This is a genomic window from Staphylococcus sp. HMSC063A07 (assembly GCF_001836955.1).
GTDB classification, from domain to species: Bacteria; Bacillota; Bacilli; order Staphylococcales; family Staphylococcaceae; genus Staphylococcus; species Staphylococcus lugdunensis.
This window is the reverse complement of the sequence record NZ_KV830904.1, coordinates 43,296-58,363: the sequence shown is the minus strand read 5'-3', so window position 1 is coordinate 58,363 and position 15,068 is coordinate 43,296. Positions and strand designations below refer to the sequence as shown.

Genomic DNA, 15,068 nt, shown 5'->3' with positions numbered 1-15,068 from the left:
GACATATTGTCATTCAGTTTTCAATGTTCAAATTTTTTACTTACATTTTATTATTGTATCGAAATAAACAATCTGTGTCAATATTTTTTGGCTCAATTGACTTTGTTTAAATCAACAATCAATATGTTATATTGTTTTGTTCTAAAGTTCAATAGTCAAAATTACACTTTCTTAACATCGTATTAAAATTGTTAAGAAGCAACATTGCTATCTGTCGTATTTTGACGACTTTTTAATAATATCAATTAAAGACATCTACGTCAATTATTAATATCAGTAATTTTTGTTTACTTTTTCTTAAGAAGAGTATTAATCTAACCAAAATGTATAATAGCTATTTTTTTACAACTTGCTAAATTTGATATTATCCTCTTTTTAGAGCTTACTGTTAGTTGAAAGTATTAAATACTCGCACAAATTGAGTCATGTATAAATTTTATTCGTTTATTACGTGACGCTGGTTAAATAATACGAAAATTCTTTGGTTAATCAAGCTTTTAAATGTAAAGTCACATATAAATACGCCTTATTTGGGCGAGACACTTGAGGGAAAAGACAGGGTCCCCAACAATAAAAATGTGAAGCGTATTTCAGCAAGCAAAGTAAGTCGAATTCCCAAGCAAAGAAAAACTGACTAAAATAGTTTTTCTAACAAAGCAAGCTTGGCTTGCTGAATCCGTCACCTATGCAAGCGAACCAATAATACAAGTATTATTAACAAAGAAGCCAGTAAATGAAGTTACAAAACCCTCATTTACTGGCTAAATTTCTAGGATATTAGTCCCAGCTGTTCTATCTTTGTTAAAAGTCATTTTAATTATATATAACAACTACTTATGTGATAAACACTGCTCAGTTATCAGTTTAACCATTGAAAGTATTCATCAAGCTATTTTGTCCGCCATATATAAATCTTATTGATTGGTTTCACTTTCTTTACATTCTTTACAAATGCCATAGATTTCCATTCTATGATGCGTAACATCAAAATCTGTCACATGCTGCGCTAACTGTTCTACCTCATCTAGTTGTGGATAATGAAAGTCAACGATTTTTCCACATTTTTCACAAATAACATGGTAATGGTTGTGTGTATTAAAATCAAAACGACTAGAAGCATCACCATATGTTAGCTCTTTAACTAGACCTATATTTTTAAACACTCTTAAATTATTATATATCGTTGCAACACTGATATTAGGAAAATCTGGTGAAAGTGCTTGGTAAATTTCATCGGCAGTTGGATGTGTATGTGAAGAAATTAGATAACGAATGATAGCTTGTCTTTGAGGTGTAATTCGCACACCTGCTTTTCTCAGCTCTGTAATTGATTCTTCCAATTCATGATCAATTGATTCTATATCTGCACTCATAATTTCACCATCTTTCTATTTAATAATAATTATTACTTAATATTAATATAACTTTATATAGTTAAAAATGTCAATTGTTTATCTCTTCTTCTAAGGTTAATACCCATTCTTAGCATTAACAGTATTCTCAATTAGTTTTCCATTATTGAGAAAATGATCTAAATTTCGTTCAAATATCTTTGTTGCATCTATTTTATTATTGTAATCATTGCCAGTAATGTGTGCAGTGATAGTTACATTATCTAAATCATATAATGGATGGTCAGCTGATAAAGGCTCATGTTCGAAAACGTCTAAATATGCGTGTCTTATCAAATTATTCTCCATTACCTCTAACAAATCATTTTCTTTTATTATGGTTCCTCTGCCAACATTAATAAATAATGCATTATCTTTCATATACTCAAAATGTTTCCGCTTCAATAAATGATATGTTTCTTCAGTTTCGGGAAGCGTATTTATAATAATGTCAGCTTTGTTTATTACATTATATAATTCTGTGATTACATAAATATCATCAAAGTAATCAACTAAACTATTTGATCGATTGATACCTATTATTTCAGGATTAAACGGTCTTAATAATTGTGCTGCTGCTTGCGCAATAGCACCTGTCCCTAGAAATAATATGGTTGAGCCACTAACTCTTTTACCAGTGATTGTAGAATCATATATATGATGGCGTTGATTATAATAAGATTTACGCATATTTTTATAATCATCCAAGATAAATGTAACAATATACTCGGCTAATTGTTTAGCTTGAACACCTCTTGTATTTGTCAGTTGAATGCCTCGTTGAAGTACATAGTTCAATGGAAGAGAATTAACCCCTGTTACATACCAAGCAATCCATTTTAAATTGGGACAGCTTTCTAAAAAGGACTGATCTACATGCCCATCATAGCCAATTAAGATGTCAATATTCTGTCGTTCCTCTTCTGGTATATCGGCTGCTTGTGCATAAAATTGAAATTCAATTTGTTGGTATTTATTAACTAAATGTTGCTCTAGTTTACCCAAGCGCTTCAATCCTACTACTTTCAACTTAATCACCCCAAAATATTTTTTAATTCAGCCATTTGATTTTTGACTTTAACCTTTTCAATAACATCTAATATGATACCTTGCTCATCAATAATAAACGTTGTTCTTACAATCCCCATACTTTCCTTTCCAAAAGATTTTTTTAACTGATAAACACCTACTTCTTTCGCAAGTTCATAGTCTTTATCTACGAGTAAATCAAAATTCAAATGATGTTTATTTATGAAATTACGGTGTTTTTGCTCACTATCTCCACTAATTCCAAATACTTGTATATCTAAATCATTAAAAAAAGCTAAATTGTCACGAAAATCACAAGCTTCTGTTGTACACGTTGGCGTATTATCTCTTGGGTAAAAATAAAGTACTGCCTTTTGACCTTTTAAATCTTTATTTGAAATGCTTACTCCATTCTGGTTTTTCAATGAAAAATGTGGGAAACGTTGTCCTTTTTCTAACATTTAATCACCTATTCTTTTTTTAGTTATTATTTATGATACGATATTAGTTGAAAATATTAAATTAAAAGAGGTTGATAGAACATGGAATTCACAGAAAGTGAACGACTTCAGAAGTTATCAAATGAATATATTTTAGGTGGCGTAAACTCACCTTCTCGTTCCTACAAAGCAGTAGGAGGTGGCGCGCCAGTTGTAATGAAAGAAGGTCATGGCGCATATTTGTATGATGTAGATGGCAATAAATTCATTGATTATCTTCAAGCCTATGGACCAATTATCACTGGACATGCACATCCACATATTACTGAAGCTATACAGGATCAAGCTGCAAAAGGCGTGCTTTATGGTACACCTACAGAATTAGAGATTGAATTTAGTAAAAAATTACGTGAAGCTATTCCATCTCTTGAAAAAATACGTTTCGTTAATTCTGGCACTGAAGCTGTGATGACGACAATTCGTGTCGCTCGTGCTTACACTAAACGAGATAAAATAATTAAGTTTGCCGGTTCTTATCACGGTCATTCTGATCTCGTTTTAGTTGCTGCAGGAAGTGGCCCTTCTCAACTAGGTTCTCCTGATTCTGCTGGAGTGCCAGAGAGTGTTGCAAAAGAAGTTATAACCGTGCCTTTTAATGACATTGATTCATATAAAGAAGCAATGTCGCATTGGGGTGATCAAATCGCTGCTGTATTAGTCGAACCAATTGTGGGTAATTTTGGTATGGTTGAACCGCAACCTGGCTTTTTAGAAGAAGTGAATAAAATCACACATGATTATGGAGCTTTAGTTATCTATGATGAGGTTATTACAGCATTTCGCTTCCATTATGGAGCCGCACAAGATTTACTTAACGTATATCCCGATTTAACTGCATTTGGTAAAATCATTGGTGGTGGGTTACCGATTGGAGGATACGGTGGTCGACAAGACATTATGGAACACGTCGCACCATTAGGACCGGCTTACCAAGCAGGTACAATGGCAGGGAATCCTTTATCAATGCGTGCAGGCATTGCTCTATTGGAAGTTCTAGAACAAGATGGTGTTTATGATAGACTTGATCGTCTAGGTAAACGCTTAGAAGATGGCTTATTAAAACTCATCGATAAGCACGGTATCACAGCTACTATTAATCGTGTTTATGGTTCACTAACACTATATTTTACGAACGAAAAAATAACGCATTATGAGCAAGTTGAAAGATCAGATGGTGAAGCATTTGGTAAATTCTTCAAATTAATGCTTAATCAAGGTATTAATTTAGCTCCATCTAAATTTGAAGCATGGTTCCTAACTACTGAACATACTGAAGAAGATATTGACAAGACATTAGAAGCAGCTGATTATGCCTTTAGTCAAATGAAATAAACTTGAAAATTAATCCTCGTCAGTGTATAACATATATAACTCATATTTAATATATAAAAATAAAGGAGTATGACCTTTGAAGCTAGGAGCCCGTATCTTAAAGACAGGTATTGCCATAATACTTGCCCTATTCATCACTTCTTTTTTACCTAATGACGTTGGATTTAAATCTGTCGCTGGTATCAGTGCAGTTGTTGCAATGCAACCCAATATCCATCGTTCTGTTAAGACAATTTCTGAGCAAGCTATGGGAAACTTTATTGGTGCATTGCTGGCAGTCATAGTGGTAGTAGTTTTTGGTAAAAATATTGTTATTATGGGCATTACCGTTATCTTATTAATCGCTATTTTATATAAAATCAACTTGGCACACGTTGCTACACTTGCAAGTGTGACTGCCTTAATTATCATGGGACAACATACTGGTTCATTTTATGTGGCAGCTACTTTTAGATTTATATTAGTAATGATAGGTGTGTTAAGTGCATCAATAGTAAATCTTATTTTCTTACCACCAAAATTCGAAACTAAAATTTATCATTATTCCGTAAAATTAACATCTGACATTTTTGTATGGTTTAGATTGGTACTAAATGACACTTCAGATTATCATCAAATTAAACAAGATAATGATCAAATAAAAACACGCTTAAATAGACTTGAACAAATATATGATTATTATAATGAAGAACGACCACTTACAAAAAAACATGTATTTCAACAGAATAGAAAGAAAATCCTTTTCAAGGAAGTGGTTAGTACCACACGACAAGCGTATGAAGTGTTAAACCGAATGACACGGTATCAAAATGATTTGCATAATTTAAATTATAATTTAATCTTTCAAATTAAACTTGAAATTGATGCATTAATTGAATATCACGAACAAATTTTGCGTAGTTTATCGAAAAAGGCACGCTATAATATTGAGCATGTTGAAAATAATATTATTAATCCTCAAAAGAAAGATTTAATGCTCGCATTTCAACAGGAATTAATTCAAAACCCCTATCAAACAAAATATTCTTATTCTAATTTAATGCAGATTATCGCTGCGATTGAAGAGTATCGATATCATTTAGAGCATCTAGATCGTCTCAGATTAAGCTATTTTACGTATCATCGTACTGATGCGGATATTGACATAGTTGATGAAGACTTTGATGTATAAATGAAGATACGCTTTAACAATATAAATTAAGCATTTTAAAATTTATTTAGTAAGGTTTTAACTATTTAAATATTTTCTATTCAAAGAAAATGGCAATTTCTATTACAAATGTAGAAATTGCCATTTTTATTATCAACACATTATTTTTTAATTTTTACAGATCTTGAATGCTATATAAATGTTCATATGCACCTTGTCTTGCTATTAATTCTTGATGCGTACCAGTTTCTATAATTTCACCATTTTGTAATACAACGATTTTATCGGCATGTGTAATCGTTGATAAACGATGTGCCACGATCAATGTTGTACGATCTTTACTTAAAACATCAAGTGCGTCTTGTATAATAGCCTCGCTTTCAAGATCTAGTGCGCTCGTTGCTTCATCTAAGATTAATATTGGTGGATTATTTAAAAATATGCGTCCAATTGATAAGCGTTGCTTTTGCCCGCCGGATAGTTTAACACCGCGCTCACCAACCTCAGTGTCATATCCTTGTGGTAATTTAGAAATGAAATCATGTGCATTAGCCATTTTTGCAGCTTCAATAATTTCTGCTTCAGTAGCATCTGGACGCCCTAATAATATATTTTCACGTACTGAATCGGAAAATAGTATATTATCTTGCTGTACTAAACCAATTTGATTTCTTAAACTTCCCGTCAAAAAGTCCTTAACATTATGCCCATCTATAGTGATTTCGCCACCAGTGACATCATAAAATCTGGGAATTAAATTAATTAATGTAGATTTACCACCACCACTCATACCAACAAAAGCAACTGTTTCTCCGCGGTTAATGGACAAATTAATATCTTTTAATACCAAAGATTCATTGTCATTATATTTAAAACTTACATGTCTTAAATCAATATGCCCCTGTTTAATTTCAATTGGCTGAGCACCTCGGCCATTTTTAATATCATAATCTTCATCTATAAGTTGAAACACTCGGTCCATTGAAGCAAAACTTTGAGTTAGCGTGGTAAATGATGATACCAAACGACGTAAAGGTCCAAATAATTGTTCTAAGTAACCAACAAACGCTGCTAGTGTTCCTACTGTAATTGAACCATTAATAACTAGATAGGAACCTACACCAATCACTATGATAGGTCCCAAATCTGTGACGGTATTAATCGCTGCAAAAGAATAAGCATTCCATGACGTGTGTTTGAACGCTTTTTGTAAAAAATGAGTATTCTTTTTGTCAAAATTTTTCGCCTCATTATCTTCAATTGCAAAACTTTTTATCACTGACATGCCTTGTACACGTTCATGTAGAAAGCCTTGTACTTCTGCAAGCGCTTGTGATCGTACACGTGTTAAAGAACGCAATTTACCGAAGAAAAAGTAAACTGTCAAAATATAGAACGGAAATATCAAAATGGCTGCTAATGTTAATTTAACATCTAAAAAGAACATAATTGATAACGCAATAATAATCGTAATACAATCTAGCCAAATATTCATTAGTCCTGTTAAAATAAAATCCTTGGTTTGTTCTACATCATTAATAACCCTTGAAATAACTTGACCCACTTGATTATTTGCATAAAATCGTGCGCTTAATGCCTGTAAATGATTGTATAATTGTTTTCTAATGTCATATAGAATCTTATTACTGGTCCACTGTGCTAAATATTGTCTTAAATATTCAATAGGTGGTCGCATAATAAGAAAAATAAAGAGTGCTATACCAATGGCAACACTTAGATGCATAACCTTTTGATGTGCTGTTAATGAATGATTATTAATCACACCATCAATCGCATATTTGATTAACAGCGGTATTAACATTGGTATACCAAATTTTATTATTCCAATGACAATCGTTGCAAATATACGATATTTATATGGCTTAACAAAATTTAAATATCGTCTAATCATAAGAATAACCCCCAACTTCCTTAAGTACCTAACTTACCTTTACCCTAACGCTAAAATTAGCATGAAATACAACAGAGGTTGATATGGCATCGCAAGATAAAAATCAAGCTTTGCATTCAACCTCTGGCATGCAATATAATACACTTCATTGTGCTGTTTAAAACTTAAATGTCAATTTATTATTGAAGGCTTGAAAGTATTAAGCTTTTGTCATTGAATACTATAACCAATTTATTTTGGAATTACACATAATTTGCTTAATAATCTCGTACCTTTTTATAGCGTTGTTTCCAAACTTTTATAAAATCAGGTGCAAATGGCCCTTTCTTTTGCTCTATCCATTGCTGTAATATATCAACATTTCGGCGCAAAATCATATCGATATCATGTGGATAATTCATTTGATTCATATGTTGTTCATATTCATCTTCATCTAATAAATGATATTTCCCATTAGGATAAACTTTAATATCTAAATCATAATCGATATATTTAAGTGCTTCTTCATCACAAACAAAAGGTGATGATAAATTACAATAATAATAGATTCCATCCTCTCTAAACATACAAATAACATTGAACCAATATTCTGAATGGAAGTAAACAATAGCTGGTTCTCTCGTTATCCAAGTTCGACCATCACTTTCAGTAACGAGCGTGTGATCATTACCTCCAATAATGACATGGTCGGTTCCCTTGAGGATTGTCGTTTCTGACCAAACGCGATGAATATTGCCATCGTGTTTATAGCTTTGTATTTTTATTGTTTCTCCTTCTTTAGGTATGGATTCTTTAACCATACTCCACACCACCTTTTCATATTTTGCACTTTTGATTATATCATATTTTAAAAATTTAACTTAAGCTTTAACTGTCTTTTTTCAGCTATTCGTACTATTAAGTTTCTCCAATTATAAAGTCATAAATCTTTGACATTGATACTGGAAATGTATAATCATCACGGTTAGATAAATCTAACCACGTCATATATTTTGGAAGCTGAACCGCCGTTAAATTAACATCATGAACTACACTATAAACCTGTATATTCCATGTTAAATGTGTAAACTGATGTTTTAGTTGATAAATAGGCTCACCTGTAGCGGTGATAGACATACCAAGACGATTTGTTAGTTCTTGTTCCGCGTTATCAGCGTCAACCATTGGAAATTGCCACATACCGTTAAGTAGCTTCTCTTGACGTTTTTCTATAAGATAGTCTCCATGCTGATTACGAATTAAAAATACTTTTAGATTTATTATTTTCTTTTTTTTATTTTTGCTTTTTACTGGTAGATCTTGAATCGTACCTTGCTCAAAAGCTTCACAATGTGATTGTATAGGACAAAATAAGCATAATGGATTTTTAGGCGTACAAATAAGTGCACCCAGTTCCATCATTGCCTGATTAAATGTACCAGCATGCTCTTGTACATATGGTTCTAATTGGTTTTCATATGCTTTTCTAGTAGATTGTAGTTTAATATCACTATAATCATTATTAATTCTTGACCACACTCTAAAAACATTACCATCAACCGTAGGCAATGGATGATTAAAAGCGATACTCATCACTGCAGCTTTAGTATAAGGACCTACACCCTTCAACTTTTCAAAATGTTCAGGTTGTGATGGCACAATCCCTCGATACACTTGATGGACTTCTTTAATTGCAGAATGGAAATTTCGTGCTCGACTATAATAACCTAGCCCCTCCCAATATTTTAAAACCTCATCTTCATGCGCATCACTTAATTCTTTAATTGTTGGAAAGCGTTGTATAAAGCGATGATAATAATCTATTACCGTTTTCACTTGTGTTTGCTGTAACATAACTTCGCTCAACCAAATATAATATGGATCTGCAGTTTCTCTCCAAGGCAGTTCGCGTTGATTTTTATTAAACCAATCCTCTAAATGACGCTTAAATGTTCTTTCTCTATACAATGACATATACTCCTCTTGCATATTTTTTATTGCTCTACTCATTTAAATTAACTATAATGTAACTTCATTTCGTTATTCCAATTTTTAGATTATAATAAAATATAAATACCAAAGAAAAGAGTGAATGATATGGATACTGCCACACATATAGCTATCGGTGTTGGTTTGACTGCATTAGCTACACAAGATCCAGCAATGGCAGACACGTTTGCCGCTACTGCCACTACGATTATAGCCGGATCTTTAATACCAGATAGTGACACGGTGTTAAAGCTTAAAAGTAATTCCGCCTACATAACACATCATAGAGGCATCACACATTCTATCCCTTTTACAATTTTATGGCCAATCCTTATAACATTTATCATATTTGTTATCTTCAAACAAACAAATCCACTGCATGTATGGATGTGGGCACAATTAGCTGTCTTTTTACATGTCTTTGTAGATATATTTAACTCTTACGGTACACAAGCGTTACGCCCTATTACCAACAAATGGATACAATTAGGTGTTATTAACACATTCGACCCGATTATTTTCATCATTTTAGTTATAGGCATTATATTATGGATTATTGGAATACATCCTTATGCTATTTTTATTCCAATATTGTTCTTGTTAATTGGCTATTATATGATTCGTTTTAAAATGCAGTCAATCATCACTGAACAGGCTCTTAATCAAATTAGATCTAAACAGCACCCAGTAAAAATATTTGTTATTCCTACTTTAAAGTTTTTTGAATGGCGAGTAGCTATTCAAACAGAAACACATGATTATGTTGGGAGAGCTTATGGCAGAAATGTCGTATTTAGCGATAAAGTAGAGCGCCAACAATTCAAACCTGGAACTTTATTATGGCAAATAAAAGGCAATCCTGAAATACGTACATTTTTAAATTTTTCTTCGATTTATCGTTGGCAGATACGTCGCTTGGATGATGACACGACTGAGATACGACTCATTGATTTAAGATATTTAAATAATGACCACTACTCATTTGCTGCTATAGCGCATGTCAATAATCAACAGAAAATTGATTATTCTTATATCGGTTGGGTGTTTTCTGAAGAAAAATTACAGAAAAAACTATATTCATAATTTAAAAATGAAAGCCAATTGAAGTGTTAACTTTGTCACTATAGACGACACATCAAATTGACTTTTTTATTATTTATGCGTTGCTAGCAAATGGTTAGTCTTTATTATTTTCATTATTAATCTTCGTCATGGGATAATGTTGATATTTTGTTTGTGCCATGTGACGGTGATACCAATAACTTAAAGTAAATATTAATACCAAAAATAATATAAAATAGATATGATATGGTAAATTACTTAAACTGGTAATTCCAAAAATAACGGATGTACTTACTCCATCAACTAAATAATATAGTGGGTTGAGCATTAGAATATGACCAAATATCGATAAAGTCGTTTTAGGTATGTATAAAATAGGAACCATAAAACAACTTAACAGTACACCTATCCAGTAGATCTTCATTACCAACTTTTGATACATAATACTTAATAAACCTAATAATTCAGCGATTAATATGATATTTAGACACCCTATTAACAAATAAAATATTAGTGCCCAAACTGATAATTCAATGTTCAAAGGTAAAAAAATGATTAAAATTAAGAACAGTAAAAATCCGACTAAAGTTCCCGCTAATCCATTCAATATTGTTGTCACAATAGGTGATAAACTAAATGATTTAGTAACCCAATAATCATTTTTATAATCCTTGAATGCTTTATATGTAGTATAAGTAAATACTATAAAATATAAGGCTGATGCTAATCTATAATACCATCGTATTCGAACAAGTTCTTCAATTGCCATCATTTTCATCCAACCTGCACTTGCTAGTATCATTATAATACCTGTAAGTAGCAAGAGCGCAAATCCTTTCCAACTTTCCAATAAACGTTTTATTGAATATTGGCAAAGTCGAGGAATATTTTTAATATAAATTATCCAATTATCTATCATTTTTTCACCTACAATTCAATAAATATCCATTTATTTTCTTTCATATCTGCAATTAAATAGCCACCATACGTCTTTGTTATCCAAATGTCTTTTGAAATATTAAATTCTTTCTTTAACTCATCTTTTTTAACTATTGGGAAGACAAATCCTTTAAGTTTATCGGTATCATTAAATAGCATTTCAATGGGTTGTTCAGTTATATCTACTACAAATCGATTTTCTTTGTCAGGAACCAAAGTTTTCTTCACTGTTTTATGTGATTTGTTTAAATGGCTATTGAAATAATCAACAAAATTGCCATAATTTGATTTCATGTATTTTGACATGGTTGTAAATTTATGTTCCTCATATAATGCAGCAGGATTAAAATATTCTAATTTATTTTTAGCAACATAATAATTCTTGTTATCAACTTTTACCCGATAATTTTTCGAATTTTCTCCAATAATTGTTAATAAGCTATATTTAGGTGCTGTTAATTCATTATTACCATGCAAATGAATTTTCCCATTCAGTGCTAATCCATATGCCAGCTTTTCTTCATATGGATCCACATTTTGGTTTTGAATTTTTGACTGACTAAGATTATTTGATAGTTGAATATTGCCAGTATTAGTAAATATTAATGCAAACATAACTACCATTCCCAATACTAAGCTTATAAGTATTGTCCAAAACTTCACTATGTATACTGGTGCTTGTGCATGTTTATAACGTTCAACACGTTTAAAATTGTAGGTCATTTCTGGAATTTGTGCTCGACTTTTTTTCCAATCGATATCAAAGTTTTCTATAGCTACTTCATCCTCTAATGATAGTCGATCACGTTCATGTTCCCGAAATTTAGGAATAACTTGATTAATTGAGCCTTCCATTCGCAGTTGTCCATGTGATATCCATGCAACATAATTACTAACCTGAATCACTTTATCGATGTCATCATCAATAATAATCATTGTTAAGTTATTATCAACATAATCATTTGATAATTCTATAGCTTTTGCTAAATATGTTTCCGGTATATTCTCAATAATATGATTTAGAATAATGATTTCTGCTGCTGAAGCTCTAGCAATACTAACGATAAGTTGTGCATATTCAGCATGGGTTAATGTAAATACAGGTTGCTGCTGCTTTGTATCAAGGTGCGCATACTTTATAATTTGTGATACTTTATGGTCGCTTACCTCATAGGGGAAAAGTTTTACAATTGTATTAACATAATTAAAAACTGTTGCTTGTATTAAATGCTTATCTTTGATATCTCCAAAATAAAGCGTACCTGAACATATTACTTTTCCTTTGTCTGGTTTAACATCTCCAGCTAATATTCTTCCTATAAGCGATTTAGAAGATCCTGGCTCACCTATAATTGCTAGTGATTCGCCTTGATATAAATGCAACGAAATTTTATTTAAATTAATATCATTGGCTTCATATTGATATGGGTTAAACCAACGCTTTGCTTTTTTATTTCTAAAATAATGTGTAATATTAAGCATCTTCAATACAATTGAACTACTCATTTAATTCATCCTTCTATAATTTTAATAAGGCTAACGGCAAACCTTCTTCCGATTCAGCACTATTGATTCGAAATCCCCATGCAAATACACCTTTTAGCCGTTCAACTTTAAAAAACATACCACTACCATCATTTAATGGGTAAATTTTACCAATTTCTATTTTAGTGGAATCAATAAGATAACTCTCTGCGATAATCACTTTTGTTTGATACACATCGTATTCATTCATGATGCCGTTCATTTCAGCTTTTCGCATTTTTTCTTTATATAGTTGTATTTCATGTCTTAATTCTTGTTCTGACATTTCACTCATTTGTTTATTCATCAGAAATACCGCTTTCTTCTAAAGTTACTTTGATTTTATCATAATTATAACCTTTTCTCATAAGGGCTTCTATGGTTTTCATGACAAGCTGTTGTCCGTTGTAATTTTTTTGTTTTTTATTATAAACTTTTTCTAAATCTCGTTGCAATAATGCAGCTTCCACACTTTCATCTTGTTGAAAATCTAATTCTTGCAATACTTGCTTAATCGTTTCAATTGTATAACCTTTTTGTATTAGTGCTTGAGACACTTTCTGTTTAACTTTTGCTATAGGACCTTTTTTACTTTTCATCAATTTGTGTCCTACTTTTAAAATATCTTCAAAGGGTTGTTCTACCTCATAGCGCTGCGTAAAACGTTCTATAATCTCCTCTTCAATTCCAACTTGATATAGCTTTTGTTTAAATACTTCTGGCCCCTTATCAGTTGTCCGAATCATCGTATTTTTTAAACTTTCCGCATAATCTTCATGATTAATAAACTTTTCTTTGTAGCAATAATCAATGATTTGATCTATAGCCGTTTCATTGATATCACTTTTAACTAGCTGCTGTCTCACTTCCTTTTCAGTACGTTTTTTAAATGATAAATAGTGCAGTGCAATATGAATTCCAAAGCGATAATGATCGTATTTTTGTATTTCTTCCATTTGTTTAGCATCAATCATTTGATTTTTTTTAAGATTAAATTTAACAAGTGTATCCATATCAATGCCCATTTCAAATACACCATCTAAATATAAATTGAACCGCTCTTTATTCTTCCTCTGCACTTCAATTTTAGTAACTTTTGGCATTGTATCCCTCCAAATGACTAATTTAACTATTCGCATATTCTAACATCTATATTTTATTACACAGAACAAGTTTATGTAACTATAATCTCTTAAAATCTTTGCCTAATCATCATCAATGCAAAGCCAGGCTGGACATCATCCATAAAACAAAAGCACAAAGACGATTTTTAATTTCAGATCGTCTTTGTGCTTCTTTTATAATTAATGCTATATGGGCACTTCAATTTTAACCTGTTACATTTTGTCCGAATCTGGCTTGTAACTTAATACTGATTTAGCTGTGTTAATGCTTCTTGATATTGATTGTTAGAAATAAAATCCTGTTGTTTCATTTTTTCAAGGTTTATTTTAACTCTGTTTTTAAAATTCGTAGACATATCATTAATATCATATACACTTGGTGCATTGACTTTACTTGCTAAAATAGCACTTTGTAATACTGTTATATGTGGCAAATTGTTATTGTTTACGTTTGTAGTTACTCCAAAGTAATGATTAGCTGCGCCTTCTATTGTATATTGGTCGCTACCAAAATAAATATTATTCAAATAAAAACTTAGTATTTGATTCTTACTATATTGTTTTTCAACTTTATGCGCAACAAACAATTCTTTAATTTTACGTGTAAACGAGCGTTCATTATCGTAATAATAGTTTTTGACTGTTTGCTGCGTAATTGTGCTTCCACCTTGCACATCCCGTTCTCCAATCGTCGAGAATAAAGCTCTTACTGTACCTTTAATATCAAAACCATGATGTTTATAGAAACGCTCATCTTCCATAGAAATAAATGCACCTCGAACATATTCTGGCATATGTTGCGCAGAGACAAAATTACTTTTCTTTTCTATCGACTGTAAATCATCTACGTTTGCTCTAGAGGATAAGAAAAACATTAGTCCTAAAAATAAAATAATGATGATGATTAAGAAGATAAACAATCGTAAAAAAAGTCGTTTACTTTTTTTCTTTTTAGGTGGTTTGCCCACAGGTTGATAATACGTATTAAAATGTGGTTCATTTTGACGTTGATTATAATCCCTGGGGGCATTGGCATATTTTTCACTTCTTTTCATGCACTAGCTCCCTTTCTAAACTCACTTGTTACTGTGAGTTTACCAGTAGTTGGCAATATAAGCTATACTATTAGTGAAAAAT

Annotated in this window: 14 protein-coding genes; 3 read left to right on the top strand and 11 right to left on the bottom strand. The window is 31.6% G+C overall.

Features of this window, described 5'->3' with window-relative positions:
- Positions 1-914 precede the first annotated feature (914 nt).
- The 3 genes from perR to bcp form a co-directional block, all read right to left on the bottom strand.
- Complete coding sequence (gene perR, locus HMPREF2597_RS01235; protein WP_002461305.1) at positions 915-1,373, bottom strand: peroxide-responsive transcriptional repressor PerR; 459 nt, start codon at positions 1,371-1,373, stop codon at positions 915-917.
- Positions 1,374-1,469: 96 nt separating this feature from the next.
- Positions 1,470-2,420 carry an NAD(P)-dependent oxidoreductase gene (locus tag HMPREF2597_RS01230; protein ID WP_070817112.1) on the bottom strand — a complete coding sequence of 317 codons (951 nt, stop codon included), beginning with the start codon at positions 2,418-2,420 and terminating at the stop codon, positions 1,470-1,472.
- A 5-nt stretch (positions 2,421-2,425) separates the two neighbouring features.
- On the bottom strand, positions 2,426-2,881 hold the full coding sequence (bcp, locus tag HMPREF2597_RS01225) for a thioredoxin-dependent thiol peroxidase (protein WP_002461308.1): 456 nt from the start codon (positions 2,879-2,881) through the stop codon (positions 2,426-2,428).
- A gap of 81 nt (positions 2,882-2,962) precedes the next feature.
- On the opposite strand from bcp, the gene HMPREF2597_RS01220 reads away from it, so the two are divergent.
- Positions 2,963-4,252: a glutamate-1-semialdehyde 2,1-aminomutase gene (locus HMPREF2597_RS01220; protein ID WP_002477971.1), complete on the top strand. Its 1,290-nt coding sequence runs from the start codon at positions 2,963-2,965 to the stop codon at positions 4,250-4,252.
- A gap of 76 nt (positions 4,253-4,328) precedes the next feature.
- Complete coding sequence (locus HMPREF2597_RS01215; RefSeq protein WP_002477970.1) at positions 4,329-5,423, top strand: FUSC family protein; 1,095 nt, start codon at positions 4,329-4,331, stop codon at positions 5,421-5,423.
- 154 nt (positions 5,424-5,577) lie between these two features.
- On the opposite strand, the gene HMPREF2597_RS01210 is transcribed toward HMPREF2597_RS01215, so the two are convergent.
- The 3 genes from HMPREF2597_RS01210 to mutY all read right to left on the bottom strand — a co-directional run bounded on the left by HMPREF2597_RS01210 (position 5,578) and on the right by mutY (position 9,267).
- Positions 5,578-7,314, bottom strand: coding sequence for an ABC transporter ATP-binding protein (locus tag HMPREF2597_RS01210; RefSeq protein WP_070817111.1), 1,737 nt, complete (start codon positions 7,312-7,314; stop codon positions 5,578-5,580).
- A gap of 257 nt (positions 7,315-7,571) precedes the next feature.
- Positions 7,572-8,114 (bottom strand): nucleoside tri-diphosphate phosphatase, encoded by a 543-nt coding sequence (locus tag HMPREF2597_RS01205; RefSeq protein ID WP_002461312.1) that lies wholly within the window; start codon positions 8,112-8,114, stop codon positions 7,572-7,574.
- 97 nt (positions 8,115-8,211) lie between these two features.
- Positions 8,212-9,267 (bottom strand): A/G-specific adenine glycosylase, encoded by a 1,056-nt coding sequence (gene mutY, locus HMPREF2597_RS01200; RefSeq protein WP_002477969.1) that lies wholly within the window; start codon positions 9,265-9,267, stop codon positions 8,212-8,214.
- Positions 9,268-9,390: 123 nt separating this feature from the next.
- On the opposite strand from mutY, the gene HMPREF2597_RS01195 reads away from it, so the two are divergent.
- Complete coding sequence (locus HMPREF2597_RS01195; RefSeq protein ID WP_012990800.1) at positions 9,391-10,365, top strand: metal-dependent hydrolase; 975 nt, start codon at positions 9,391-9,393, stop codon at positions 10,363-10,365.
- A gap of 94 nt (positions 10,366-10,459) precedes the next feature.
- Here the strand turns inward: HMPREF2597_RS01195 and HMPREF2597_RS01190 are convergent, their stop codons facing one another.
- The 5 genes from HMPREF2597_RS01190 to sgtB form a co-directional block, all read right to left on the bottom strand.
- Positions 10,460-11,263 carry a hypothetical protein gene (locus HMPREF2597_RS01190; protein WP_002461316.1) on the bottom strand — a complete coding sequence of 268 codons (804 nt, stop codon included), beginning with the start codon at positions 11,261-11,263 and terminating at the stop codon, positions 10,460-10,462.
- Positions 11,264-11,271: 8 nt separating this feature from the next.
- A complete protein-coding gene (locus HMPREF2597_RS01185) occupies positions 11,272-12,789 on the bottom strand; it encodes an ATP-binding cassette domain-containing protein (protein ID WP_002477967.1) in 1,518 nt (505 codons plus the stop codon).
- A 13-nt stretch (positions 12,790-12,802) separates the two neighbouring features.
- On the bottom strand, positions 12,803-13,114 hold the full coding sequence (locus HMPREF2597_RS01180; RefSeq protein ID WP_002461319.1) for a YfhH family protein: 312 nt from the start codon (positions 13,112-13,114) through the stop codon (positions 12,803-12,805).
- Positions 13,107-13,910 (bottom strand): recombination regulator RecX, encoded by an 804-nt coding sequence (gene recX, locus HMPREF2597_RS01175; RefSeq protein ID WP_002477966.1) that lies wholly within the window; start codon positions 13,908-13,910, stop codon positions 13,107-13,109. Before recX ends, HMPREF2597_RS01180 begins: the two co-directional genes overlap by 8 nt.
- A gap of 263 nt (positions 13,911-14,173) precedes the next feature.
- A complete protein-coding gene (gene sgtB, locus HMPREF2597_RS01170; RefSeq protein WP_002461321.1) occupies positions 14,174-14,986 on the bottom strand; it encodes a monofunctional peptidoglycan glycosyltransferase SgtB in 813 nt (270 codons plus the stop codon).
- Between the last annotated feature and the right edge of the window lie 82 nt (positions 14,987-15,068).